The organism is Streptomyces sp. NPDC048172 (assembly GCF_043202595.1).
Taxonomy (GTDB): Bacteria; Actinomycetota; Actinomycetes; order Streptomycetales; family Streptomycetaceae; genus Streptomyces.
The window spans coordinates 179,469-205,087 of record NZ_JBIDAT010000005.1 but is presented as its reverse complement, the minus strand read 5'-3'; the positions used below and the strand labels follow the sequence as shown (position 1 = coordinate 205,087).

Sequence of the window (25,619 nt, the reverse complement as noted above, 5' to 3'; positions counted from 1 at the left end):
CACGGGGGACATGGGCGGGGGGCCCGCCGTCGTCCTCGTCGGCCCGATGGGCGTCGGCAAGTCGACGGTGGGCGCGATCCTGGCGGAGCGCCTCGGCGTGACCTGCCGGGACACGGACCGGGACATCGTGGAGAGCACGGGCCGGGAGATCTCCGAGATCTTCCTCGACGAGGGCGAGCCCGCCTTCCGCGAGCTGGAGCGCGCGGCGGTGCGCACCGCGCTCGCCGAGCACACCGGCGTGCTGGCCCTCGGCGGCGGCGCGGTCCTCGCCGAGGAGACCCGCGCCCTGCTCGCCGGGCACCGCGTGGCGTTCCTGGAGATAGACGTCCACGCCGCCGTCAAGCGTGTCGGCCTGGACGCGCCGCGCCCGCTGCTCGTCATCAACCCGCGCCAGCAGTGGCGGAAGCTGATGGAGGAGCGCAGGCCGCTCTACACCGAGGTCGCCCGTGTGACGGTCGGCACCGGGGACCGTACGCCCGAAGAGGTCGCCGACGCGATCCTCGACGCATTGGAGCTCAAGGAAGCATGACCGAGCAGGCACCGGAGCAGGCACCCACCCGTATCGCCGTCGGGGGCTCGGCGGGGACGGAGCCGTACGACGTCCTCGTCGGGCGGCAGCTCCTGGGCGAACTCCCCGGGCTCATCGGGGAGAAGGCGCAGCGCGTGGCGGTGCTGCACCCCGAGGCGCTGGCGGAGACCGGGGAGGCGCTGCGCGAGGACCTCGCGGCGCAGGGCTACGAGGCCATCGCGATCCAGCTCCCGAACGCCGAGGAGTCCAAGACCGCCGAGGTCGCCGCCTACTGCTGGAAGGCGCTGGGCCAGACCGGCTTCACCCGTACCGACGTCATCGTCGGCGTCGGGGGCGGGGCCACCACCGACGTCGCGGGCTTCGTGGCCGCGACCTGGCTGCGCGGGGTCCGCTGGATCGCCGTGCCGACGACGGTGCTGGGCATGGTGGACGCGGCGGTCGGCGGCAAGACCGGCATCAACACCGCCGAGGGCAAGAACCTCGTCGGCGCCTTCCACCCCCCGGCCGGCGTCCTGTGCGACCTCGCCGCGCTCGGCTCGCTGGGCACGCACGACTACGTCAGCGGCCTCGCCGAGATCATCAAGGCGGGCTTCATCGCCGACCCCGTGATCCTGGACCTGATCGAGAAGGACCCGGCGGCCGCGCGTACGCCCGAGGGGCCGCACACCGCCGAGCTGATCGAGCGGTCCATCAGGGTCAAGGCCGAGGTGGTCTCCGACGACCTGAAGGAGTCGGGCCGCCGCGAGATCCTCAACTACGGGCACACCCTGGCGCACGCCATCGAGAAGAACGAGCGCTACAACTGGCGGCACGGCGCGGCCGTCTCGGTCGGCATGGTCTTCGCCGCGGAGCTGGGCCGTATCGCCGGTCGCCTCGATGACGCAACCGCGGACCGCCATCGCGCCGTCCTCGAATCCGTCGGGCTTCCGGTCACCTACCGGGGCGACCAGTGGCCCAAGCTCCTGGAGACCATGAAGGTCGACAAGAAGTCCCGGGGCGACAGGCTGCGCTTCATCGTCCTGGAGGGCCTGGCGCGGCCCTCCGTCCTGGAGAGCCCCGACCCCGCGATGCTGCTCGCCGCGCACGCCGAGATCGCCGCCTGACCGGCGCGAGCCCGGCACCGGCCCGGCAGGAGTGGCCTGAGCGGGCACTCGGGAGCGGACCCGGCCGTTCATACGGGGACGGCGGGGGAAGGTACCGTTCGGTATCTGCACGACACACGGCACCGCGGGGGCGGCGTCGGCACACGTGAGACGGAGTGGGGTCCGGATGCGGCGTTACGGGGACGATGGAGCCTACGGGGCACGTCCGCCCGTACCTCCCCCCGGCTTTCCACCCCCTCCGGCCGCTGCCGCGCACCCGCACCCGCAGCCCCCGGGGGGCCCGGGAGCCAGGCCGGGACCGCCGCCGGGCCCGCAGCAGGGACCGCCGCACCACCCGCAGCCCCCTCAGCCGCACCAGCCTCCGTACCCCCAGGCGCACCGTCCCGGCCCGCCGCCGGGTCCGCTCGCGCCCACGGCGCCGCCCGCTCCGGGCGGCCAGGCGCCCCCTGGTCCTCCCGCCGGTCCGCCCGGCGGCGGAGTGCCGTCCACCGAGACCACGGGGCACATCAAGCTGCCGCCCGGCGGGCCCGTCCAGGTGCCCGCGCCCGGCGCGACGCCCGCCCAGCTCGACGGGACCCGCGCGGCCGTCGCCGTGCTGCTGATCGGCCCGGCGGGCGCGGGCAAGACGACCGTCGCGCGGTACTGGGCGGAGCACCGTGCCGTGCCGACCGCGCACATCAGCCTCGACGACGTACGGGAGTGGGTCCGCTCCGGATTCGCCGACCCGCAGGCGGGGTGGAACGACCACTCGGAGGCGCAGTACCGCCTCGCCCGCCGCACCTGCGGCTTCGCCGCGCGCAATTTCCTGGCGAACGGGATCTCGTGCGTCCTGGACGACGCGGTCTTCCCCGACTGGCCCGTCGTCGGCCTCGGCGGCTGGAAGCGCCATGTCGGCCCGGGGCTGATCCCCGTCGTGCTGCTGCCAGGCCTCGACATCGTGATGGAGCGCAACGCGGAGCGGAGCGGCAACCGCCGCCTGTCCGACGAGGAGGTCGCGCACATACACGGCCGTATGGCGGGCTGGTACGGCTCGGGGCTGCCCATCATCGACAACTCCCGCCAGGACGTGGCGGCCACCGCGCACATGCTCGACACCGTCGTCGCACGCAGCCTCGCGAGCCCCCCGAGCTGGTAGCCCGGTCCGGGGCCGGAACCGGGGCCGGGGCCGGGATCGCGCGGGTCACGGACACGCCGTCGCCCGCACGGCCCCTCTCAACCGGTGGGTCAGCGCGGCCGTGCGTACCCTCGGCATATGTCCGAGGTGCATGTGGCTCGCAGGTCCAGGCTGCGCGAGCGCTGTGCGGCGAGTACCGCCCACGGCGGCCCCGCAGAAGCGGTGCTGGTCTCCCGCCCCGCCAACGTCCGCTATCTGACGGGCCGCGCCCCGCGTGACGGGGTCCTGCTGCTCGGGCCCGACGGCGAGGACACGCTCTTCACCCCGCCGGAGGCGGGTCCGCCCGGCGGCAGCCACCCCGCCGACGACCTGCGGGACATGGCGCTGACCGAGGGGGACGGGGACGCGGCCGTCGCAGCGGCGGGGCTCGCCGCGCGCCGGGGCCCGCACACGCTGGCCGTGGAGGAGCACCACCTCACGGTCGCCCGGCACCGTGCCGTGGCCTCCGTCGCCCCCGCGCTGCACCTCGCGGACCTCGGCTGCGCCGTGGAGCAGCAGCGGGTGATCAAGGACGAGGAGGAGATCTCCGCGCTGCGCATCGCCGCCGAGATCACCGACCAGGCGCTCGGCGAGCTGCTGGAGTCGATCCTCGTCGGCCGTACGGAGCGGCATCTCGCACTGGAGCTGGAGCGCCGTCTGATCGACCACGGCGCGGAGGGCTCGGCGTTCCCCACCTCCGTCGCGACGGGCCGCAATTCGGGACTCTCCGGACATCGGCCCACGGACAGGCGGGTGGAGGAGGGCGACTTCCTCACGGTCCGGCTGGGCGCCAGCTACCGCGGCTACCGCTGCCAGATCGGCCGTACGTTCGTGATCGGCACGGCTCCCGACGACTGGCAGATCGAGCTGTACGACCTCGTCTTCGCCGCTCAGCGCGCCGCACGGGAGTCTCTGGGGCCCGGTACGGAGTACCGCGACGTGGACCGCGCGGCACGTCAGCTGCTGGACGCGGCGGGGCACGGAGCGGCCCTCGGACAGGCGACCGGGCACGGGGTGGGGCTGGAAATCGGTGAGGACCCTCGGCTGTCACCTGCGGCCATGGGTAAACTGGACGCTTGTGTGCCGGTCACCGTCGAACCGGGGGTCCATCTCCCGGGCCGGGGCGGTGTCCGGATCGACGACACGCTCGTCGTTCGCCCGCAGGCGGACGGCGGACCCGAGCTACTCACCATCACGACCAAGGAGCTGCTCGCGCTCTGAGCAGTACAGGCTTCTGCGCGGCGCTGCTCCTCGGTTTCCGCAGCAGCAGTCTCAGGAGATTCCGCGACCGTGGCATCCACGAACGACCTCAAGAACGGCATGGTGCTCAAGCTCGACGGCGACCAGCTCTGGTCCGTCGTTGAGTTCCAGCACGTCAAGCCCGGCAAGGGCCCCGCTTTCGTCCGCACCAAGCTGAAGAACGTGCTGTCCGGCAAGATCGTCGACAAGACGTTCAACGCTGGCACGAAGGTCGAGACGGCCACCGTGGACCGACGTGACATGCAGTTCTCGTACATGGACGGCGACTACTTCGTCTTCATGGACATGTCGACATACGACCAGCTCCACGTCGAGCGCAAGACCGTCGGCGACGCGGCCAACTTCCTCATCGAGGGCTTCGAGGCCACCGTCGCGCAGCACGAGGGCGAGGTGCTCTACATCGAGCTGCCCGCCGCCGTCGAGCTGGTGATCAAGCACACCGAGCCGGGCGTCCAGGGCGACCGCTCGACCGGTGGCTCCAAGCCCGCCGAGCTGGAGACCGGCCACAGCATCCAGGTGCCGCTCTTCATCACCACCGGCGAGAAGATCAAGGTCGACACGCGCTCCGGCGAGTACCTGAGCCGGGTGAACAGCTAACCGTGGCCGCTCGCAACAAGGCCCGTAAGCGCGCCTTCCAGATCCTCTTCGAGGCCGACCAGCGCGGCGCGGAGGTGCGCACGGTGCTGGCCGACTGGTTGCGGCTCGCCCGGACCGACTCCCGGCAGCCGCCGGTCACCGAGTACACGATGCAGCTCGTGGAGGGGTACGCGGAGAGCGCGCCCCGTATCGACGAGCTGATCTCCACCTACTCCGTGGGCTGGACCCTGGACCGGATGCCGGTCGTCGACAGGGGCATCCTGCGGCTGGCGGTCTACGAGCTGCTGTGGGTGGACGAGGTGCCGGACGCCGTGGTCATCGACGAGGCGGTGCAGCTCGCCAAGGAGTTCTCCACCGACGAGTCCCCGGGCTTCATCAACGGCCTGCTGGGCCGTCTGAAGGAGCTCAAGCCGACACTGCGCCGCTAGGCGCGGGCGCCGCGCTCAGCCGACGAGAGGGCGTGTCCGGAGGGAGGACCTCCGGGCACGCCCTCTCGCGTGCCGTCACCACGCGGCGGGGTGCGGATGGCCCAGGTACGGGAAGTCCGGCAGCAGATCCGTGTGCGGGCCGATGTGGTCGTCGGTGATCCTGCCGCCCGACACCATCGCCAGCCGCGCCGAGGTCACGTCGTCCGTCAGGCGGCGCCCGTTGGGATAGGCGACGGTGCGGGTGCGGTCGTAGCGCAGCACGTCCGGCAGCACGGTGCCCAGCGTCCGCTCCGCCTCCTCGCGGGAGTACCCGCCGGTGTGCGCGAGGACCGCGCTCCAGGGCTCCAGATAGGTCTCCCGGTCGTCGGCGGGCTCGCCCGCGTTGTACGCCTCCTTCGCGTCCTCCTCGTTGAAGTACGCGGTGAGGGAGGGGTGGGCGCCCCGGTCGACCGACACCAGCTCGCCGTCGCGCACGACGCTGACCCGCGCCCAGACGCCGACCGGGCCCTCGCCGAGCTCCGAGTCGGGGACCTCCAGGACGATGCCGAAGACGTTCTTGTCGGCGCCGAAGTCCACGCCCGTCCACCGGAAGTCGTTCACGATCCCGTCGAGGTCGGCGAAGAACGGGTCGCTGCGCAGCCCGGCGGACAGCCGGTAGGGGCCGTACTCCACGACGTTGGGCTGAGGCCCGAAGGCGACCGAGGCGTCGCTGAGGACGGTCTCGCCCGCGGCCTCGTGCCGCTGTGCGTCCTCGCCCGTGGCGCGGTGCACGGTGACGGTCTGCCCGGCGCTGTCGGGCTCGGAGAAGACGAAGCTGTAGGCGAGGTCGGCCCGGTGGTCGCCGTCCGTGTCGACATTGATCCGGTACACGGCGTCGGGGTGGAACTCCTCGCCCTGGGCGGGCGCGAACGGATTCACGTTCATGATCAGGACGGTGTGCCCCCGCACGGTCGACGGGAAGACGAACAGGTCCGTCAGGTCCAGCCGTGCGTCGTCCTGGGGCGAGCGGAGGTTCGGGCCGCTGAGATGGTGCGACATGAGGTCCTCTTCGGTCTGTACGGCACCCCCTCCCGCCATCAGACCAGAACCGGCACGCACCCGCCCCGTGAACGCCGCTGGGCGGGGACCCCGCGAAGGAGTCCCCGCCCAGCGGGTGCACGACAGGGGACGGCCGTCAGGCGTCCTCGTGGGAGACGGCGCGGCGCGCGTCCGCGTCCAGCACGCCCCAGCTGATGAGCTGCTCCGTCAGCACGGACGGCGACTGGTCGTAGATCACCGCGAGGGTGCGCAGGTCGTCCTGGCGGATGGAGAGGACCTTGCCGTTGTAGTCCCCGCGCTGGGACTGGATCGTGGCCGCGTAACGCTGGAGGGGGCCGGCCTTCTCGGCGGGCACGTGCGCCAGGCGCTCCAGGTCGAGGACGAGCTTCGGCGGCGGCTCGGCGGCGCCGCCCGGAGTGGTGCCGGGCAGCAGCTCCTGCACCGGGACCCCGTAGAAATCCGCCAGCTCGGCGAGGCGCTGCACGGTCACCGCACGGTCGCCGCGCTCGTACGAGCCCACCACGACCGCCTTCCAACGGCCCTGGGACTTCTCCTCCACGCCGTGGAGGGAGAGGCCCTGCTGGGTGCGGATGGCGCGGAGCTTCGCTCCGAGCTGTTTGGCGTATTCGCTGGACATATGGCTCCCCGGACGCTGTGTCGCGTATCGCTGAGCGGCTCCGCCGCGTGGGGCCTTGCCGCGTGCTTCGTAACTCACTGTGAGGTTACGCAGCGTAATGTGCCGCGTCAAGCCGAGGGGGTCCAGACGGCTTCCACCTGGGGTGGGGGAGGGGCGGAAGTGGCCCGTCACCTGCCCCTGGTACCGTTGTCCGACGACAGATCGACGTCCTTTAAGGCCCGTCCCGTGAGGCGGGGAAGGAGGTCCGCTTTTCATGGACGACACCAGTGTGCCCCCCGGTCCGGCCCGGCCCGTTCTTGAGGCCCCGGACATCGCGCGGGTGCTGACCCGCATCGCCCACGAGATCGTCGAGCGCGCCAAGGGCGCCGACGACGTGGTGCTTCTCGGCATTCCCACCCGCGGGGTGTTCCTCGCGAGAAGGCTCGCCGCCAAGCTCGAAGAGATCACCGGCAGCTCCGTGCCGGTCGGATCCCTCGACATCACGATGTACCGCGACGACCTCCGCCTCGGCCCGGCGCGCGCTCTGGCGCGCACCGAGATCCCGGCCGAGGGCGTCGACGGACGCCTCGTCGTCCTCGTCGACGACGTGCTCTACTCCGGCCGTACGATCCGGGCGGCGCTCGATGCCCTGGGTGACATCGGACGCCCCCGCGCGGTCCAGCTCGCCGTTCTCGTGGACCGCGGTCACCGCGAGCTGCCGATCCGCGCCGACTACGTCGGCAAGAACCTCCCCACGTCGCAGCGGGAGACCGTCAAGGTCCAGCTCACCGAGGAGGACGGCCACGACGGCGTGCTCCTCGGCACCCGCGAGACCGTCTAGCCAGCTCCCCACAGACTCCGCGCGCCGCCGGTGCGCGCCCGCGTGCCCGCACGCGTGCGTGAAGCACCGGCCCCTGGACCACCGCGACCACTCCTGACTCACCACGGAAGGCAGGAAGGCAACAGATGAAGCGACACCTCATCTCGGCCGCCGACCTCACCCGCGACGACGCCGTCCTGATCCTCGACACCGCCGAGGAGATGGCCAGGTTCGCCGACCGGCCGATCAAGAAGCTGCCGACGCTGCGCGGCCGCACCATCGTCAACCTCTTCTTCGAGGACTCGACCCGCACCCGGATCTCGTTCGAGGCCGCCGCCAAGCGGCTCTCGGCCGATGTGATCAACTTCTCCGCGAAGGGCTCCTCGGTCTCCAAGGGCGAGTCCCTCAAGGACACCGCGCTCACCCTGGAGGCCATGGGCGCCGACGCCGTCGTCATCCGGCACGGCGACTCCGGAGCGCCGCACCGCCTGGCCACCTCCGGCTGGATCGGCGGCTCGGTCATCAACGCGGGCGACGGCACCCACGAGCACCCCACGCAGGCCCTGCTCGACGCCTTCACCATGCGCCGCCGCCTGGTCGGCGAGGAGGGCGCGGACCTCGCGGGCAAGCGGATCACGATCGTCGGCGACATCCTGCACAGCCGCGTCGCCCGCTCCAACGTCCATCTGCTCTCCACCCTGGGCGCCCACGTCACCCTCGTCGCGCCGCCCACCCTGGTGCCGGTCGGCGTCGAGAGCTGGCCGTGCGAGATCTCGTACGACCTGGACGCGGTGCTCGCCAAGTCCGACGCGGTGATGATGCTGCGCGTCCAGCGCGAGCGGATGAACGCCGCGTTCTTCCCCACGGAGCGCGAGTACGCCCGCCGGTACGGCCTCGACGGCGAGCGCATGGCCCGGATGCCCGACCACGCGATCGTGATGCACCCCGGGCCGATGAACCGCGGCATGGAGATCACCGCCCCGGTCGCCGACTCGCCGCGCTGCACCGCCGTCGAGCAGGTCGCCAACGGCGTCAGCATCCGGATGGCCGTGATGTACCTGCTGCTCGGCGGAGCCGAGCCCGCCCGCACCGTTCACGCCGTTCACGCTGAGGAGAGCAACTGATGAGCAAGACCCTGATCCGCGGTGCGAAGATCCTCGGCGGCGAGCCGCAGGACGTCCTCATCGAGGCCGACGGCACGATCGGCGCCGTCGGGCGCGGCCTGGAGGCGCCGGGCGCCGAGGTCGTCGAGGCCCGCGGCTCCGTGCTGCTCCCCGGCCTGGTGGACCTGCACACCCATCTGCGCGAGCCGGGCCGCGAGGACTCCGAGACCGTGCTGACCGGCACCCGCGCCGCCGCCAAGGGCGGCTACACCGCGGTGCACGCCATGGCCAACACCTTCCCCGTCGCCGACACGGCGGGCGTCGTCGAGCAGGTCTGGCGCCTCGGCAAGGAGTACGGCTACTGCGACGTACGCCCCGTCGGCGCCGTCACCGTCGGGCTGGAGGGCAAGAAGCTCGCCGAACTGGGCGCCATGCACGACTCGGCCGCCGAGGTGCGGGTCTTCTCCGACGACGGCAAGTGCGTGGACGACGCGGTGATCATGCGGCGCGCCCTCGAATACGTGAAGGCGTTCGACGGCGTCGTCGCGCAGCACGCCCAGGAGCCCCGGCTCACCGAGGGCGCCCAGATGAACGAGGGCACCGTCTCCGCCGAGCTGGGCCTGCAGGGCTGGCCCGCCGTCGCCGAGGAGTCGATCATCGCCCGCGACGTGCTGCTCGCCGCGCACGTCGGCTCGCGGGTGCACATCTGCCACTTGTCGACGGCAGGGTCCGTGGAAATCGTCCGCTGGGCCAAGTCCAAGGGGTGGGACGTGACCGCCGAGGTCACCCCGCACCACCTGCTGCTCACCGACGAACTGGTCCGCTCGTACGACCCCGTCTACAAGGTCAACCCGCCCCTGCGTACCGAGGCCGACGTCATGGCCCTGCGCGAGGCGCTGGCCGACGGCACCATCGACTGCGTCGCCACCGACCACGCCCCGCACCCGCACGAGGACAAGGACTGCGAGTGGGGCGCGGCCGCCATGGGCATGGTCGGCCTGGAGACCGCGCTCTCCGTCGTCCAGCACACGATGGTGGACACCGGGCTCCTCGACTGGGCGCAGGTCGCCGACCGGATGTCGCACCGCCCCGCCGCCATCGGACGGCTCGAAGGGCACGGCCGCCCCCTGGAGCCCGGCGAGCCCGCCAACCTCGTCCTCCTCGACCCGGCTTACCGTGGACAGGTGGACCCCGCGGGCTTCGCCTCCCGCAGCGGAAACACCCCTTACGAGGGCCGTGAGCTGCCCGGACGCGTGACCCACACCTGGCTGCGGGGCCGTACGACGGTTGTGGACGGGACATTGGTGTGAGCGCACAGAGCCAAATCGGTCAGCAGGTCCAGCAGGTCCAGCAGATCCAGCAGATCCAGCAGATTCACCTCGCGGAGAAGTCGCAGGAGGTCACCGACTGGGCCGCGCGCATCGGCTGGGTCGTCGGCCTCGTCCTCTTCATCGCGCTGATCTACTGGCTGATGCGTCAGGGCTGGAAGTGGCGCGGCACCCTCCAGGGCGACCTGCCCGAGCTGCCGGAGATCCCCGAGGAGACCGGCGAGCCCCTGCTCCTGCTGAGCGGGCGGTACCACGGCTCGACCAGCGCGGGCCAGTGGCTCGACCGGATCGTCGCGCACGGCCTGGGCACCCGCAGCCGCGCCGAGCTCACCCTCACGGCCGAGGGCCTCGCGGTCGTACGGCCGGGGGCGCAGGACTACTGGATCCCGGCGGACCGGCTGCGCGGCGCCCGGCTCGACACCGGCATCGCGGGCAAGGTGCTCACCGAGGGCGGCCTGCTGGTCGTCACCTGGCAGCACGGCGACCGCACCCTCGACTCGGGCTTCCGCTCCGACCACGCGGCGGACCACCAGACCTGGGTCGACAAGATCAACGAGATGAGCGGCGACAACGGCGTCGCGGCGCAGCACAACCAGGAAGGCGCACCATGACGACCTCCGCCAGGGGAACCGCGAAGGTTCCCGCCGTCCTCGTCCTGGAGGACGGCCGCACCTTCCGCGGCCGCGCCTACGGGGCCCTGGGGGAGACCTTCGGCGAGGCCGTGTTCTCCACCGGCATGACCGGCTACCAGGAGACCCTGACCGACCCGTCGTACCACCGCCAGGTCGTCGTCATGACCGCGCCGCACGTCGGCAACACCGGGGTCAACGCGGAGGACGCCGAGTCCCGCCGCATCTGGGTCTCCGGATACGTGGTCCGCGACCCCGCCCGCGTCCCCTCCAACTGGCGCTCCACCCGCTCCCTCGACGAGGAGCTGGAGGAGCAGGGCGTCGTCGGCATCCGCGGCATCGACACCCGCGCCCTCACCCGCCATCTGCGCGAGCGCGGCTCGATGCGCGTCGGCATCTTCTCCGGGGACGCGCTCCCCGCCGAGGGCGACATGGTCGAGCTGGTCCGCCAGACGCCCGAGATGACGGGCGCAGACCTCGCCGCGCAGGTCACGGTCGAGGAGGCGTACGTCGTCCCGGCCATCGGGGAGAAGAAGTACACCGTCGCCGCGATCGACCTCGGCATCAAGGGCATGACCCCGCACCGGATGGCCGAGCGCGGCATCGAGGTCCATGTGCTGCCGTCCACCGCCACGGTGGAGGAGGTGTACGCGGTCGCGCCGGGAGGCCCCGACGGTGTCTTCTTCTCCAACGGCCCCGGCGACCCCGCCACCGCCGACCACCAGGTCGAGCTGATGCGGGCCGCGCTGGAGCGCGGCACCCCGCTCTTCGGCATCTGCTACGGCAACCAGATCCTGGGCCGCGCCCTCGGCTTCGGCACGTACAAGCTCAAGTACGGCCACCGGGGCATCAACCAGCCCGTCCAGGACCGCACCACCGGCAAGGTCGAGATCACCGCGCAGAACCACGGCTTCGCCGTCGACGCGCCGCTCGACCAGGCCGTGGACACCCCCTACGGCCGGGCCGAGGTCTCCCACGTCGGGCTCAACGACAACGTGGTCGAGGGCCTGCGCCTGCTCGACAAGCCCGCCTTCAGCGTCCAGTACCACCCCGAAGCGGCAGCGGGTCCGCACGACGCCGCCTACCTGTTCGACCGCTTCGTCGCCCTCATGGAGGACCAGCGTGCCTAAGCGCACCGATATCCAGTCCGTCCTGGTCATCGGCTCCGGTCCGATCGTCATCGGCCAGGCAGCAGAGTTCGACTACTCCGGTACGCAGGCCTGCCGTGTCCTCAAGGCCGAGGGCCTGCGCGTCATCCTCGTGAACTCCAACCCGGCCACGATCATGACCGACCCGGAGATCGCCGACGCCACCTACGTCGAGCCGATCACCCCCGAGTTCGTCGAGAAGATCATCGCCAAGGAGCGCCCCGACGCGCTCCTGCCCACCCTCGGCGGCCAGACCGCGCTCAACACCGCGATCGCGCTGGACGAGGCCGGGACCCTGCAGAAGCACGGCGTGGAGCTGATCGGCGCCAACGTCGAGGCGATCAACAAGGGCGAGGACCGCGACCAGTTCAAGGAGGTCGTCGAGGCCGTCCGCGGCAAGATCGGCCACGGCGAGTCCGCGCGCTCGTACATCTGTCACTCGATGGAGGACGTCCTGCGCGGCGTCGACGAGCTGGGCGGCTACCCCGTCGTCGTCCGCCCCTCCTTCACCATGGGCGGCGCGGGCTCCGGCTTCGCGCACGACGAGGAGGAGCTGCGCCGCATCGCGGGCCAGGGCCTGGAGCTCTCGCCGACCACCGAGGTGCTCCTGGAGGAGTCCATCCTCGGCTGGAAGGAGTACGAGCTGGAGCTGATGCGCGACAAGAACGACAACGTCGTGGTCGTCTGCTCCATCGAGAACTTCGACCCGATGGGCGTGCACACCGGCGACTCGATCACCGTCGCGCCCGCGATGACGCTCACCGACCGCGAGTACCAGATCCTCCGTGACATCGGCATCGCCGTGATCCGCGAGGTCGGCGTCGACACCGGCGGCTGCAACATCCAGTTCGCGGTCAACCCGGACGACGGGCGGGTCGTCGTCATCGAGATGAACCCGCGCGTCTCCCGCTCCTCGGCGCTCGCCTCCAAGGCGACCGGTTTCCCGATCGCGAAGATCGCCGCGAAGCTCGCCGTCGGCTACACGCTGGACGAGATCCCCAACGACATCACCGAGGAGACCCCGGCTTCCTTCGAGCCGACCCTCGACTACGTCGTCGTCAAGGTCCCGCGTTTCGCCTTCGAGAAGTTCCCGGCCGCCGACTCGGCGCTCACGACCACCATGAAGTCGGTCGGCGAGGCCATGGCTCTCGGCCGCAACTTCACCGAGTCCCTCCAGAAGGCGCTGCGCTCGCTGGAGAAGAAGGGCAGCCAGTTCGACTTCGCCGCCCCGACGGGCGACAAGGCGGAGCTCCTCGCCGAGGCCGTCCGCCCGACCGACGGCCGGATCAACACCGTCATGGCCGCCATCCGCGCCGGGGCCACCCCGGAGGAGGTCTTCGAGGCGACGAAGATCGACCCCTGGTTCGTCGACCAGCTCTTCCTCATCAAGGAGACCGCCGACGAGATCGCCGCGGCCCCCGAGCTCAGCGCCGAGCTGCTCGCCGAGGCCAAGCGGCACGGCTTCTCCGACGCCCAGATCGCCGCGGTCCGCTCGCTGCGCGAGGACGTCGTCCGCGAGGTCCGGCACGCCCTCGGCATCCGCCCGGTCTACAAGACGGTCGACACCTGCGCCGCCGAGTTCGCCGCGAAGACCCCGTACTTCTACTCCTCGTACGACGAGGAGACCGAGGTCGCGTCCCGCGAGAAGCCCGCCGTGATCATTCTCGGCTCGGGTCCCAACCGTATCGGCCAGGGCATCGAGTTCGACTACTCCTGCGTGCACGCCTCCTTCGCGCTGCACGACGCGGGCTACGAGACCGTCATGGTCAACTGCAACCCCGAGACCGTCTCGACGGACTACGACACCTCCGACCGCCTCTACTTCGAGCCGCTGACCCTCGAAGACGTGCTGGAGATCGTCCACGCCGAGCAGCAGGCGGGCCCCGTCGCCGGCGTCCTCGTCCAGCTCGGCGGCCAGACCCCGCTGGGCCTCGCGCAGGCCCTCAAGGACAACGGCGTACCGATCGTCGGCACCTCGCCCGAGGCCATCGAGCTGGCCGAGGAGCGCGGCGCCTTCGGCCGCGTGCTGACCGAGGCCGGGCTGCCCGCGCCGAAGTACGGCACGGCCTTCTCGTTCGACGAGGCCAAGCGGATCGCCGCCGAGATCAACTACCCGGTCATGGTCCGCCCCAGTTACGTCCTGGGCGGGCGCGGCATGGAGATCGTCTACGACGAGCCCTCCCTCGCCGCGTACCTGGAGCGGCACGCGGGCCTCATCGAGAAGCACCCGGTCCTCATCGACCGCTTCCTCGACGACGCCATCGAGATCGACGTCGACGCGCTCTTCGACGGCACCGAGCTCTACCTCGGCGGCGTCATGGAGCACATCGAGGAGGCCGGCATCCACTCCGGCGACTCCGCCTGCGCGCTGCCCCCGATCACCCTCGGCGGCTTCGACATCAAGCGGCTGCGGGCCTCCACCGAGGCCATCGCGCGCGGCGTCGGCGTCCGCGGCCTGATCAACATCCAGTTCGCGATGGCCGGGGACATCCTCTACGTCCTGGAGGCCAACCCCCGCGCCTCCCGCACCGTCCCCTTCACCTCCAAGGCCACGGCCGTCCCGCTCGCAAAGGCGGCGGCCCGGATCTCGCTGGGCGCGACCGTCGCCGAGCTGCGCGCCGAGGGCATGCTCCCGGCCGGGGGCGACGGCGGCGACCTGCCGCTGGACGCGCCGATCTCGGTCAAGGAGGCGGTCCTGCCCTGGACCCGCTTCCGCGACGTGCAGGGCCGCGGCGTGGACACGGTGCTCGGCCCGGAGATGCGCTCGACCGGCGAGGTCATGGGCATCGACTCGGTCTTCGGCACCTCGTACGCGAAGTCCCAGGCCGCCGCGTACGGCGCGCTGCCGAACAAGGGCCGCGCCTTCGTCTCGGTCGCCAACCGCGACAAGCGCTCGCTGATCTTCCCGGCCCGCGAGCTGGTCGCGATGGGCTTCGAGCTGCTCGCCACCTCCGGCACCGCCGAGGTTCTCAAGCGCAACGGGATCAACGCCACGGTCGTCCGCAAGCAGAGCCAGGGTGAGGGCCCGAACGGCGAGCGCACGGTCGTGCAGCTCATCCACGACGGCGAGGTCGACCTGATCGTCAACACGCCGTACGGCACGGGCGGCCGTCTCGACGGCTACGACATCCGTACGGCCGCCGTCGCCCGCTCCGTCCCGTGCCTGACCACCGTCCAGGCGCTGGCCGCCGCGGTGCAGGGCATCGAGGCGCTCACCCGCGGCGAGGTCGGCGTCCGCTCGCTCCAGGACCACGCGGAGCACCTGATCGCGGCGCGGGAAGGGTGACCCGGTCCGTGACACGTTCCGAGACCCGTTCCGTGTACCAGCTCCTCTTCCGGGTGCTCTTCCGCAGGATGGATCCGGAGAAGGCCCACCACCTGGCCTTCTCCTGGATCCGCCTGGCGGCCCGCGTCCCCGTCCTGCGTACGTTCGCCGCCGCGGTCCTCGCCCCACGGCACAAGACCCTGCGTACCGAGGCCCTGGGCCGCCGTATGCACGGCCCCTTCGGGCTGGCGGCGGGCTTCGACAAGAACGCGGTCGCGATCGACGGCATGGCCATGCTCGGCTTCGACCACGTCGAGATCGGTACGGTCACCGGGCAGCCCCAGCCCGGCAACCCGAAGAAGCGGCTCTTCCGCCTCGTCGAGGACCGCGCGCTGATCAACCGGATGGGCTTCAACAACGACGGCTCGGCGGCCGTCGCCGCCCGTCTCGCGGCGCGGAACCCCGTGTTCCGTACGACCGTGGGCGTCAACATCGGCAAGACCAAGGTCGTCCCGGAGCCCGAGGCCGCCGAGGACTACGTGACCTCGACGGAGGCCCTGGCGGTCCACGCCGACTACCTCGTCGTCAACGTCTCGTCCCCGAACACCCCGGGCCTGCGGAACCTCCAGGCCACCGAGCACCTGCGCCCGCTGCTGACGGCCGTCCGCGAGGCCGCCGACCGCACGGTCACGGGCCGCCGGGTGCCGCTCCTGGTCAAGATCGCGCCCGACCTCGCGGACGAGGACGTCGACGCCGTCGCCGACCTCGCCGTGGAACTGGGCCTGGACGGCATCATCGCCACGAACACGACCATCGCCCGCGACGGCCTCGGCCTGCGCGCCGATCCCCGTACGGCCGCGGAGACCGGCGGCCTGTCCGGCGCCCCGGTCAAGGACCGCTCGCTGGAGGTGCTGCGCCGCCTGTACGCACGCGTGGGCGACCGCCTCACCCTCGTCGGCGTAGGCGGCATCACCACCGCCGACGACGCCTGGCAGCGCATCCTCGCCGGTGCCACGCTCGTACAGGGCTACTCCGCCTTCATCTACGAGGGCCCGTTCTGGATGCGCCGGCTCCACAAGGGCCTCGCCGAGCGGCTGGCGGCGAGCCCCTACGCGACGCTCGCCGAGGCGATCGGCGCCAAGCACAGGAAGGTCTCCTCATGAACGGACCCGAACCCTTCGGTGCCCGGCTGCGCCGCGCCATGGACACCCGCGGTCCGCTCTGCGTCGGGATCGACCCGCACGCGTCGCTGCTGCGCGACTGGGGCCTGGACGACGACGTCGCGGGCCTGGAGCGCTTCGCCCGTACGACGGTCGAGGCGCTGGCCGACCGGGTCGCCGTGCTCAAGCCGCAGTCCGCGTTCTTCGAGCGCTTCGGCTCGCGCGGCGTCGCGGTCCTGGAGCGGACCGTGGCCGAGGCCCGGGAGGCCGGGGCCCTGGTGCTGATGGACGCCAAGCGCGGCGACATCGGCTCGACCATGGCCGCGTACGCCGCCACGTTCCTGGACCAGGGCTCGCCGCTCTTCTCCGACGCGCTCACGGTCAGCCCGTACCTGGGCTACGGCTCGCTCGCCCCGGCGGTCGAGACGGCGCGGGCGAACGGCGCCGGTCTCTTCGTCCTCGCGCTCACCTCGAACCCGGAGGGCCGCGAGGTCCAGCACGCGGTCCGCGAGGACGACGGGGCCGGGACCACGGTCGCGGCGACCGTACTGCGCCATCTGGCGGCCGAGAACGCGGGCGCGGAGCCGCTCGGCTCCTTCGGCGCGGTGGTCGGCGCGACGCTCGGCGATCTCTCGGCGTTTCCGCTGAACGTGAACGGTCCGCTCCTCGCCCCCGGCATCGGCGCGCAGGGCGCCACGCCCGCCGATCTGCCCGCGGTCTTCGGCGGTGCTGTCCGGAATGTCGTGCCGAGTGTGAGCCGGGGAGTGCTGAAACACGGCCCGGACATAATCGGATTGCGGGATTCCGCGACGCGATTCGCGGATGAGGTACGGAAAGCAGCCGCCTGAGGCGTAAAAATCTGCTGATTATGCCCCGAAATGTCCAGGTCGATGAACTCTGACCTGGACTTTTCGTCTGTTCTCGCTGACTGTGGGGCTCACGGCCGCTAGTCTCCGTCGAGAGCACCGCGAACAGGCGCGTTGCTCGTTGCTCCGCAGGTGTAGGGCTACTAGGTTCCTCACCGGTCCGTATCCGACAGTTCGACATCCGAGGTGACGTAGGCGTGGCTCTTCCGCCCCTTACCCCTGAACAGCGCGCAGCCGCGCTCGAAAAGGCCGCCGCGGCTCGCCGGGAGCGCGCCGAGGTCAAGAACCGGCTGAAGCACTCCGGCGCATCCCTCCACGAGGTCATCAAGCAGGGCCAGGAGAACGATGTCATCGGCAAGATGAAGGTCTCCGCGCTGCTTGAGTCCCTGCCTGGCGTCGGCAAGGTCCGCGCCAAGCAGATCATGGAGCGTCTCGGGATCTCCGAGAGCCGCCGCGTGCGCGGTCTCGGCTCCAATCAGATCGCCGCCCTGGAGCGCGAGTTCGGCGGCGCGAACGCCTGAGGTAACAGGCACTCCCGTGAACCGGGATAATCACTGCATGAGTTCTGCAGTTCCCCGGGGGGAGACCCCGGCACCCCCGGTCGGCACATCGCGGCTGACCGTGCTCTCCGGTCCCTCCGGGGTCGGCAAGAGCACGGTCGTCGCACACATGCGCAAGGCCCATCCCGAGGTCTGGCTCTCCGTCTCCGCCACCACCCGAAGGCCCCGCCCCGGCGAGCGTCACGGGGTGCAGTACTTCTTCGTGGACGACGAGGAGTTCGACAAGCTCATCGCCAACGGTGAGCTGCTCGAATGGGCGGAGTTCGCGGGCAACAGGTACGGCACGCCCCGGCAGGCCGTTCTCGAGCACCTGGAGCGGGGTGAGCCCGTCCTGCTGGAGATCGACCTCCAGGGCGCTCGCCTCGTCCGGGAGTCCATGCCCGACGCCCGACTGGTCTTCCTGGCTCCGCCGAGCTGGGAAGAGCTGGTCAGGCGGCTGACGGGGCGCGGCACCGAGCCGCCCGAGGTCATCGAGCGCAGGCTGGAGGCCGCCCGCACCGAGCTGGCGGCCGAGGCCGAGTTCGACACCACCCTCGTCAACACCTCCGTCGAGGACGTCAGCGCTGAGCTGCTAGCCTTGATGCGTATCGATTGATTCCCCTGATTCCGCCGAAGCTGCGGATCTCAGATCTCAGAATCGATCATTCTCTCTTCATCCATCCTTCGGAAGGCAGAGCGTGTCCTCTTCCATCACCACGCCCGAGGGCATCATCAACCCGCCGATTGATGAGCTGCTCGAGGCCACCGACTCGAAGTACAGCCTTGTGATCTACGCCGCCAAGCGCGCGCGCCAGATCAACGCGTACTACTCGCAGCTCGGCGAGGGCCTCCTCGAGTACGTCGGCCCGCTGGTGGACACCCACGTGCACGAGAAGCCGCTCTCGATCGCGCTCCGCGAGATCAACGCGGGCCTGCTGACCTCCGAGGCCGTAGAGGCCCCGCCGGTCGGCCAGTAACACCCTCCCTACCAGGGGCCCGGCAGCGCGGCTGCCGGGCCCCTGGTGTGTCATGGAGGCCAAGCAACCACGTGTGGGGAGAGACGAGTGACGGAGAAGCCGAAGGTCGTCCTGGGGGTGAGCGGCGGCATCGCGGCCTACAAGGCGTGCGAGCTGCTGCGACGGCTGACCGAGAGCGGCCATGACGTACGGGCCGTGCCGACCGACTCGGCGCTGCACTTCGTGGGGGCCGCCACCTGGGCCGCGCTGAGCGGCCACCCCGTCTCCACGGAGGTCTGGGAGTCCGTCGAGGACGTCCCCCACGTCCGTATCGGCAAGGGCGCCGACCTCGTCGTCGTCGCACCCGCGACCGCCGACCTGCTCGCCAAGGCCGCCCACGGCATCGCCGACGACCTGCTGACGAACACGCTGCTCACGGCGCGATGTCCGGTCGTCTTCGCCCCCGCGATGCACACCGAGATGTGGGAGCACCCCGCCACCCAGGAGAACGTCGCCACGCTCCGCCGCCGCGGCGCGCTCGTCATCGAGCCCGCCGTCGGCCGCCTGACCGGCGTGGACACGGGCAAGGGACGGCTCCCGGACCCGGACGCGATCTTCGAATTCTGCCGCGGGGTCCTCGCGCGCGAACGGAACGTGACCGAGGGCGAGGGCCCCGGCAGGGCCGACCTCGCGGACCGTCACGTCGTCGTGAGCGCGGGCGGCACCCGGGAGCCGCTCGACCCCGTCCGCTTCCTCGGCAACCGCTCCTCGGGCAAGCAGGGCTACGCCCTGGCGCGTACGGCCGCGGCGCGCGGCGCCCGGGTCACGCTCCTCTCCGCGAACAGCGCGCTGCCCGCCCCCGCGGGCGTGGACGTCGTGCCCGTCGGTACGGCGCTGGAGCTGCGGGATGCCGTCCTCAAGGCCGCGGCGGACGCCGACGCGGTGGTGATGGCGGCCGCCGTCGCCGACTTCCGGCCGGCCGTCTACGCCCCCGGCAAGATCAAGAAGAAGGACGGCGGCGCGGAGCCGGAGCCGCTGGAGCTCGTCCGGAATCCGGACATCCTCGCCGAGCTCGCGGGCGCGCGGCCGCGCGCCGGGCAGGTGGTCGCCGGGTTCGCCGCCGAGACCGACGACGTGCTCGCGCACGGCCGCGCCAAGCTCGCCGCGAAGGGCTGCGACCTGCTCGTCGTGAACGAGGTGGGGGAGCGCAAGACCTTCGGCGCCGAGGAGAACGAAGCGGTCGTACTGGGCGCCGACGGCAGCGAGACGACGGTGCCGTACGGGCCGAAGGAGGCCCTCGCCGACACGGTCTGGGACCTCGTCGCCGAACGCTTTCCCGAGTAGACCGGATACCGTCGAACGGGGCCGGAACGGCGCTCTTGACCGGCCCCGCGGACGACCGACACGCCACCATTTATGGGGATTGCGGGCCCGCCATGACTGGTGCTGAAGTTCGGATTGAGCTGGTCATGGTCGTCTCGGAGTTCGAGAGTCCGTGATTGGATGCGGGTGGAGATGGATAAACTGGCCGCGGACCGTGCTTGGGCGCAGCCCCCGACCGGTCCGCCCCATGCTCAGCCAGCAGCCGCTGCAACCCCAGGGAGCGATGTGTCGCGCCGCTTGTTCACCTCGGAATCTGTGACCGAGGGTCACCCTGACAAGATCGCTGACCAGATCAGCGACACCATCCTCGACGCCCTTCTGAAGGAAGACCCCCACTCGCGGGTCGCCGTCGAGACGCTGATCACCACCGGCCTGGTCCACGTGGCCGGAGAGGTGACGACCAAGGCGTACGCGCCCATCTCGGCGCTCGTACGCAACAAGATCCTCGACATCGGCTACGACTCGTCGAAGAAGGGCTTCGACGGCGCCTCGTGCGGTGTCTCCGAATCGATCGGCGCGCAGTCGCCCGACATCGCGCAGGGCGTCGACACCGCCTACGAGAAGCGGGTCGAGGGCGACGACGACGAGCTCGACAAGCAGGGCGCGGGCGACCAGGGCCTGATGTTCGGCTACGCCTGCGACGAGACGTCCGAGTACATGCCGCTGCCCATCACCCTGGCGCACCGGCTCTCCGAGCGCCTCTCCGCCGTCCGCAAGAACGGGACCATCCCGTACCTGCGCCCCGACGGCAAGACGCAGGTCACCATCGAGTACAACGGCGACAAGGCCGTCCGCCTGGACACCGTCGTGGTCTCCTCGCAGCACGCCGCCGACATCGACCTCGACTCGCTGCTCGCGCCCGACATCCGCGAGTTCGTCGTCGAGCCCGAGCTGAAGGCCCTGGTCGACGAGGGCATCAAGCTCGACACGGAGGGTTACCGCCTCCTGGTCAACCCCACCGGGCGCTTCGAGATCGGCGGCCCGATGGGTGACGCGGGTCTCACCGGCCGGAAGATCATCATCGACACCTACGGCGGCATGGCCCGCCACGGCGGCGGTGCCTTCTCCGGCAAGGACCCGTCCAAGGTCGACCGCTCGGCGGCGTACGCGATGCGCTGGGTCGCCAAGAACGTCGTCGCGGCCGGTCTCGCCTCGCGCTGCGAGGTCCAGGTCGCCTATGCGATCGGCAAGGCCGAGCCCGTCGGTCTCTTCGTCGAGACCTTCGGCACGGCCTCGGTGGACGTCGAGAAGATCGAGCAGGCCATCTCCGAGGTCTTCGACCTCCGCCCGGCCGCGATCATCCGCGACCTCGACCTGCTGCGCCCGATCTACGCTCAGACCGCGGCGTACGGCCACTTCGGCCGCGCCCTCCCGGACTTCACCTGGGAGCGCACGGACCGTGTGGACGCCCTCCGCAAGGCGGTCGGCATCTAGCCGCACCGTCCGGTTCGCACGCCGGGGCCCGGCATCCCACGCTGGCGGGATGCCGGGCCTCCGGCATACCCTGTGCACGGACGCGCCCGGTGCGAAGGCCGGGGTTACTTCATCGGAGACCGAGTCTCCTCGCGGGTTCGAATCCCGCCGCCGCCCCGTCGTCCCTCCCCGGAGGGCAACGGGACCGGTCGTGGCCGAGCGGCCAAAGGCATGCCCACCGCCCCCGGGCGGCGCCCCAGCCATCCTGACCTCGGGCGCGTCCCTTCTCCTGGCCCCGGGCGGGGAGTTCAGTCCTCCTGAGCCTCGTCCCCGGTGTCCCCGGTTTCCCCGGTGCTCTCGGGCACGTCGTCCGGGGAAGGGGGCGGAGAGTTGAAGCGCTCGCGGATCCGCCGGGCCTCGTCGTTCCGGCCGAAGGCGTCCAGGTTGTGGGCGTACTCCTCGGCGATGTAGGCGGCTTCGCTGTCGCCGGGGGAGAAGCCCATGGCGCGCATCATGTCGGTGAACAGGTCCAGCGCGTCCGGTGGGGGAGGCGTGGCGCCGTTCGTCGAGGGGCCGTCCCCGAAGGGCGGTTCGGAGTGCGGGAAGCCGTTGCCGGCGTAAAGAGGAGCGGGTGGCGGAGGCGCGGAATCCGGGACGGGGTACGGCGCCATGTGTGCGAACTCCTTCGGAAGGTCACGATTGTTGGCCGCCGAAGTGAGCTGTGCCAGTACGCCGATGTCGTCGACGGTCTTCTCGATCTGGTCGTCGTTCTTCGAGAGCCACCACACGACGGCGCTCCCGGTGTTCCGGAGCACGTCCTCGCCCAGGTACGCGCGTTTGCTGCGTTCCCACTTGCGCTCGTGCTCCCACAGCGCCTCGTCCTTGCGCACGGTCGAGAGCCGGGTCAGTCTCCGGGAGTCCTCCTCGTCCAGCGTGAGGGTGACGTTCTCGGCCATGACCAGGAGGCGGCCCGTGGGATCGGGGCGCATCGTCCCGAGCGCGCCTTCGAGCTGGTGCTGAGCGAAGCCCGCACGGTGCGGCGGCAGTTTGGCGGTGATGTGCCGGGCCCAGTCCAGTACCGCGCTGACGGCCAGGCCGCCCGGACTGATCGGAGGCGCCTCGGGATGCGTCTCCACCGGACACCAGCGGACCGTGGCCGACAGCAGGAAGTCGTAGTCGGGCGCGGAACTGGACAGGGCCACGTCGTGGACGCGCTGTTCGCGGTTCTCGCGCGGCGGTACGGGCAGGTCGGGCTCGGGTCCGTACGTACGTGCGAGCGGGTCGACCCGTGGGGCGGACAGCTTCCCGGCGAGGAACGCGGCCCCCAGCAGCCCCGCCCCCGTGACGGCCCAGATCCAGGGCGGCCAGTGCGCGTACAGCCCGACGATGGTCAGGAACAGCCCGGTGATGACGGTGAGGAAGACCGTCAGCGTCCTGTGGCCGGAACTCATGGCTCTGTCTCCCGGTTCATGAGGAAGGACGGAATGGCGAGGGTCGGCGGCCGATGCCGAGCGCGGTACGGATACGGGCCTGCACGCGGGCCAGGACCGTCGCGGCGGCGTCCTGGTGAACGGCCGGGCTCCCGGCGGCCCAGTCGCGGGCGGCCACGTAGAGACGGCTGGCGGCTGTCGCGTCGCTCGCGCACGAGTCGACGAGGACGTCGAGCAGCAGCTCGCCGTGCGGCCCTTCGGCACGGGCCGCGTCGAGCCAGCTCAGCTCGCGCGCGGACCAGGCCGCGACGGGGACCCGCCTGCGGACGGCGAACCAGTGCGTGGCGAGCAGGATCCGGAGCGCGGGCTCCGCGAGCAGAGGCTCCGCGCGTGGTGCGTACGTCAGCAGCCGGGACGGTTCTGTCAGGTGCAGGAAGAGCTCCGAGTCGGCCGCGCTGTGCCGCTCGTACTCCGGCCGCAGGCGCACGATCAGCCGCCGGTAGAGACGGTCGTCGCCACGGGTGACCCTGGTGAGGGCCACTCGTGCCGCCTCCCGTACGGAGGCGTGCGGATGCCGCGCGAGGTGACGCAGCCGGATCATGGCCTGGTCCGGGTAGCGGGCCAGCAGGTACTCGGTGCACACGCCGATGAGGACGTGTGCCAGTCCGACGCCCAGCGAGGCTTCCTTCGCCCAGAAGTACAGCATCCGCCGGAAGCGTGCGCCGTGCCGCTCGTGCAGGACCGCGTGCCGGAGGAGCTGGGAGGCGGCGGCCCTGCCGAGGAGCTCCTGCGGATGTGCGGCCCATTTCTCGGGCAGCTCTTTGAGCTCATCGGGCGGTTCGGTGCGGAGCCACTGCAGGGTGAAGCGCCGTACGAGGGCGGCGCGTTCGTCGTGGTCCAGCCACGACTCGGTGGCGATGCGCCGCACCCAGCCGCGCAGGGCGGGGCGGACGTCGGGAAAGTTGTTCCAGCCGTGTGTGCGCACGATCCGGTCACGACCCAGCTCCTTGAGGAAGACACGGCCCTCGCGGAGCTCGGCGTGCACGGAGTCGAGCCGTGCGGCCAGGGGCTCGTGGGCCAGGAGCGGGGTGGCCACGGCGGGGTGCCGTGCCATGTTCACCAGCGCGTGCGTCGCCCGGTGCACCGTGTCGGAACGGGCTCCGTGGAGGAAGCCCGTCGTCAGGAGAAGGGCACGCCGCGTGCCGTGCCCGGTCTCCGTCAGCCACTTGGCCACTTCGGTGTCGCTGGGGGAGACGGCCCTGAGAGCCGTCGCCAGCCAGTCGGCGAACCCCAGCCCCTCCCCGTCGCGCTGACGGGCCTCGCGAATGTGCACGGCCAGGGAGCTGATCCGCTCCATGCTCTCCCGCTCCAGGAACTCCGTGAGCCCGGAGTGGCCGAGATCCGTCTCTTCGGGACGGATGGCCTCTTGGTGGAGATACCGCAGCAGCACTTCACGACCGTCCGGCCGGCCGATCCGTACGGCTAGCGCGAGGTGCTCGGGCGGGAGCGCCGAGCTCCCGGCCGCGGGCAGTACGACGGCCAGGTGCGCGTGCCGTTCGCGCACGGTCCCCACGAAGTCGTCCAGCTCCTTGAGCACCGCCTGGCGGCGCTCCTCGCCGAGATGGACGAGGTCGAGGAGCAGCCGGTCGTGGTCGCCCACATGGCCGGGATCGAGGGCTTTGCCGCCCTCCTCTTCCTCGCCCTGGTCCAGCAGCTCGTGGAAGCGTCCACGGCTCCCGTACGGCTCGCGCAGTTCGTGCAGCAGCATGAGGGCCGCGCAGCGTCTGCCGCTTCCGGGATCCCCCGTCAGCAGGGCGACGCCGCGTGCGTGGAGCGTGTCACGCGCGTCGGCGAGCCGCCCCGGCGGGCTGAAGCGCCGGGCCCACCAGGTGAGTTGCTCCTCGGTGACCCGCCGGGGGTCGGGGCCCGTGCGGCTCGCGTCGATCCCCGCCTGCTGGAGCACGGTGACGTACATGTCGCCCGGACCGGCGTGGACCGGCCCGCTCGGATCGTTGACGAACGGCGTGGAGAAGTGGCTGGCGCCGGTCACTCGTCGTCCTCGTCGAACTCGCCGTCCGTGCGCCGCCGGGGGCTGTGGCCGAAGTGGTTGTTCACGCGGCTGCTGCCGCCGTTCTCGAAGTACGTCGCGCCACCGGTGACACGAGTGGTGCGGTGGTTCAGGTCCCCGCCTCCCGCGTGGATCGGGCCGGACGCCCCGTTGATGACCGTCCCGGCCACGCCACCGTGCAGATCTCCGCTGGTCTGGACCCCGGGCCCGCTCGGATCGCCCATGGTGTTCGACGCGCGCGCATCGGAAGCCGCGGCCGGTGCCTCGCGCGCGGACTCCAGCTCGGCCAGGCGCGGTACGAGCGCGGCCAGCTCGTCGCCGATGTGGAGGAAGTCGGCGGAGCCGCGCTGCATGTCCAGACGGAGGGAGTGGTAGTCGGCGAGCCGGGCGAGAGCGGACGGAAGTGCCTTGCGGTCCAGCCGGGACATCGTCCGTCCGTCGAGCACGGGCACGATGTGGAGGGCGCAGCGGAACGCCTCCTGGATCTCCTTACGGACCCAGTCGTTCCTGTTGTCCAGGGCCCGGCGGGACGGATCGGCGGCGTCGGGCGCGTCGAGCCAGCGGGGGCCGATCACGGCGATGAAGGCGCTGCTGCGGCGTACGTTCGTCAGCAGGCTCTCGCCGAAGTTCTCGCCGGGGCGGATGGACTTGCTGGCGCGGAAGACGTGATCACTGCCGAACCGGTGGGACAGCTCGCGTTCGAGGGCCGCGGCGCTCTTCTCGCCGTCGCCGGTGCGGTAGTTGATGAAGATCTCGGGCATGCGATTCCTTCCATGGGTCACTGTCG

Annotated in this window: 24 protein-coding genes; 19 read left to right on the top strand and 5 right to left on the bottom strand. The window is 71.3% G+C overall.

Annotated features, from left to right (window positions below; all coding sequences use genetic code 11):
- Positions 1 to 10 precede the first annotated feature (10 nt).
- The 6 genes from ACGF3A_RS22675 (at position 11) to nusB (ending at position 5,070) form a co-directional block, all read left to right on the top strand.
- Positions 11 to 529: a shikimate kinase gene (locus ACGF3A_RS22675; protein WP_393732638.1), complete on the top strand. Its 519-nt coding sequence runs from the start codon at positions 11 to 13 to the stop codon at positions 527 to 529.
- Complete coding sequence (gene aroB / locus ACGF3A_RS22670; protein ID WP_393732075.1) at positions 526 to 1,632, top strand: 3-dehydroquinate synthase; 1,107 nt, start codon at positions 526 to 528, stop codon at positions 1,630 to 1,632. The genes ACGF3A_RS22675 and aroB overlap by 4 nt, the downstream gene beginning before the upstream one ends.
- Before the next feature lie 166 nt (positions 1,633 to 1,798).
- Positions 1,799 to 2,767: an AAA family ATPase gene (locus ACGF3A_RS22665; RefSeq protein WP_393732074.1), complete on the top strand. Its 969-nt coding sequence runs from the start codon at positions 1,799 to 1,801 to the stop codon at positions 2,765 to 2,767.
- A 117-nt stretch (positions 2,768 to 2,884) separates the two neighbouring features.
- A complete protein-coding gene (locus tag ACGF3A_RS22660) occupies positions 2,885 to 4,006 on the top strand; it encodes an aminopeptidase P family protein (RefSeq protein ID WP_393732073.1) in 1,122 nt (373 codons plus the stop codon).
- 69 nt (positions 4,007 to 4,075) lie between these two features.
- The gene (gene efp / locus ACGF3A_RS22655) at positions 4,076 to 4,642 is read left to right on the top strand and encodes an elongation factor P (protein WP_393732072.1); all 567 of its coding nucleotides are present in this window, start codon (positions 4,076 to 4,078) and stop codon (positions 4,640 to 4,642) included.
- 2 nt (positions 4,643 to 4,644) lie between these two features.
- Entirely contained in the window at positions 4,645 to 5,070 is a 426-nt protein-coding gene (gene nusB / locus ACGF3A_RS22650; RefSeq protein ID WP_393732071.1) for a transcription antitermination factor NusB, read from the top strand.
- Between the two features lie 75 nt (positions 5,071 to 5,145).
- Here nusB and ACGF3A_RS22645 read toward each other — a convergent pair whose 3' ends face one another.
- Both ACGF3A_RS22645 and bldD read right to left on the bottom strand, forming a co-directional pair.
- Complete coding sequence (locus ACGF3A_RS22645; RefSeq protein ID WP_393732070.1) at positions 5,146 to 6,108, bottom strand: DUF4331 family protein; 963 nt, start codon at positions 6,106 to 6,108, stop codon at positions 5,146 to 5,148.
- A 136-nt stretch (positions 6,109 to 6,244) separates the two neighbouring features.
- Complete coding sequence (bldD, locus tag ACGF3A_RS22640) at positions 6,245 to 6,745, bottom strand: transcriptional regulator BldD (protein WP_027751102.1); 501 nt, start codon at positions 6,743 to 6,745, stop codon at positions 6,245 to 6,247.
- A 253-nt stretch (positions 6,746 to 6,998) separates the two neighbouring features.
- Here bldD and pyrR point away from each other — a divergent pair, with 253 nt between their 5' ends.
- The 13 genes from pyrR (at position 6,999) to metK (ending at position 21,355) form a co-directional block, all read left to right on the top strand.
- On the top strand, positions 6,999 to 7,565 hold the full coding sequence (pyrR, locus tag ACGF3A_RS22635) for a bifunctional pyr operon transcriptional regulator/uracil phosphoribosyltransferase PyrR (protein ID WP_393732069.1): 567 nt from the start codon (positions 6,999 to 7,001) through the stop codon (positions 7,563 to 7,565).
- A 125-nt stretch (positions 7,566 to 7,690) separates the two neighbouring features.
- Positions 7,691 to 8,668: an aspartate carbamoyltransferase catalytic subunit gene (locus tag ACGF3A_RS22630; protein ID WP_393732068.1), complete on the top strand. Its 978-nt coding sequence runs from the start codon at positions 7,691 to 7,693 to the stop codon at positions 8,666 to 8,668.
- Entirely contained in the window at positions 8,668 to 9,957 is a 1,290-nt protein-coding gene (locus ACGF3A_RS22625; RefSeq protein ID WP_393732067.1) for a dihydroorotase, read from the top strand. The genes ACGF3A_RS22630 and ACGF3A_RS22625 overlap by 1 nt, the downstream gene beginning before the upstream one ends.
- Before the next feature lie 44 nt (positions 9,958 to 10,001).
- Positions 10,002 to 10,586 (top strand): hypothetical protein, encoded by a 585-nt coding sequence (locus ACGF3A_RS22620; RefSeq protein WP_393732637.1) that lies wholly within the window; start codon positions 10,002 to 10,004, stop codon positions 10,584 to 10,586.
- Positions 10,583 to 11,734 carry a glutamine-hydrolyzing carbamoyl-phosphate synthase small subunit gene (gene carA, locus ACGF3A_RS22615; RefSeq protein WP_393732066.1) on the top strand — a complete coding sequence of 384 codons (1,152 nt, stop codon included), beginning with the start codon at positions 10,583 to 10,585 and terminating at the stop codon, positions 11,732 to 11,734. The genes ACGF3A_RS22620 and carA overlap by 4 nt, the downstream gene beginning before the upstream one ends.
- Positions 11,727 to 15,038, top strand: a complete 3,312-nt coding sequence (carB, locus tag ACGF3A_RS22610; protein WP_393732065.1) for a carbamoyl-phosphate synthase large subunit — start codon at positions 11,727 to 11,729, stop codon at positions 15,036 to 15,038. Before carA ends, carB begins: the two co-directional genes overlap by 8 nt.
- A 32-nt stretch (positions 15,039 to 15,070) precedes the next feature.
- Complete coding sequence (locus ACGF3A_RS22605; RefSeq protein WP_393732636.1) at positions 15,071 to 16,180, top strand: quinone-dependent dihydroorotate dehydrogenase; 1,110 nt, start codon at positions 15,071 to 15,073, stop codon at positions 16,178 to 16,180.
- Complete coding sequence (gene pyrF, locus ACGF3A_RS22600; protein ID WP_393732064.1) at positions 16,177 to 17,025, top strand: orotidine-5'-phosphate decarboxylase; 849 nt, start codon at positions 16,177 to 16,179, stop codon at positions 17,023 to 17,025. The genes ACGF3A_RS22605 and pyrF overlap by 4 nt, the downstream gene beginning before the upstream one ends.
- A gap of 215 nt (positions 17,026 to 17,240) precedes the next feature.
- A complete protein-coding gene (locus tag ACGF3A_RS22595) occupies positions 17,241 to 17,564 on the top strand; it encodes an integration host factor (RefSeq protein ID WP_019356158.1) in 324 nt (107 codons plus the stop codon).
- A 37-nt stretch (positions 17,565 to 17,601) separates the two neighbouring features.
- Complete coding sequence (gene gmk / locus ACGF3A_RS22590) at positions 17,602 to 18,198, top strand: guanylate kinase (RefSeq protein ID WP_393732063.1); 597 nt, start codon at positions 17,602 to 17,604, stop codon at positions 18,196 to 18,198.
- A gap of 82 nt (positions 18,199 to 18,280) precedes the next feature.
- The gene (rpoZ, locus tag ACGF3A_RS22585) at positions 18,281 to 18,559 is read left to right on the top strand and encodes a DNA-directed RNA polymerase subunit omega (protein WP_027737075.1); all 279 of its coding nucleotides are present in this window, start codon (positions 18,281 to 18,283) and stop codon (positions 18,557 to 18,559) included.
- An 87-nt stretch (positions 18,560 to 18,646) separates the two neighbouring features.
- On the top strand, positions 18,647 to 19,882 hold the full coding sequence (gene coaBC / locus ACGF3A_RS22580; RefSeq protein WP_393732062.1) for a bifunctional phosphopantothenoylcysteine decarboxylase/phosphopantothenate--cysteine ligase CoaBC: 1,236 nt from the start codon (positions 18,647 to 18,649) through the stop codon (positions 19,880 to 19,882).
- A 264-nt stretch (positions 19,883 to 20,146) separates the two neighbouring features.
- Entirely contained in the window at positions 20,147 to 21,355 is a 1,209-nt protein-coding gene (metK, locus tag ACGF3A_RS22575) for a methionine adenosyltransferase (RefSeq protein ID WP_393732061.1), read from the top strand.
- A gap of 287 nt (positions 21,356 to 21,642) precedes the next feature.
- Here the strand turns inward: metK and ACGF3A_RS22570 are convergent, their stop codons facing one another.
- From ACGF3A_RS22570 to ACGF3A_RS22560, 3 genes are read right to left on the bottom strand one after another with little or no spacing between them, the layout of a single operon-like run.
- The gene (locus ACGF3A_RS22570; protein WP_393732060.1) at positions 21,643 to 22,785 is read right to left on the bottom strand and encodes a hypothetical protein; all 1,143 of its coding nucleotides are present in this window, start codon (positions 22,783 to 22,785) and stop codon (positions 21,643 to 21,645) included.
- Positions 22,786 to 22,801: 16 nt separating this feature from the next.
- Positions 22,802 to 24,814: a hypothetical protein gene (locus tag ACGF3A_RS22565; protein WP_393732059.1), complete on the bottom strand. Its 2,013-nt coding sequence runs from the start codon at positions 24,812 to 24,814 to the stop codon at positions 22,802 to 22,804.
- Positions 24,811 to 25,593 (bottom strand): toll/interleukin-1 receptor domain-containing protein, encoded by a 783-nt coding sequence (locus ACGF3A_RS22560; RefSeq protein WP_393732058.1) that lies wholly within the window; start codon positions 25,591 to 25,593, stop codon positions 24,811 to 24,813. The genes ACGF3A_RS22565 and ACGF3A_RS22560 overlap by 4 nt, the downstream gene beginning before the upstream one ends.
- Positions 25,594 to 25,619 lie beyond the last annotated feature (26 nt).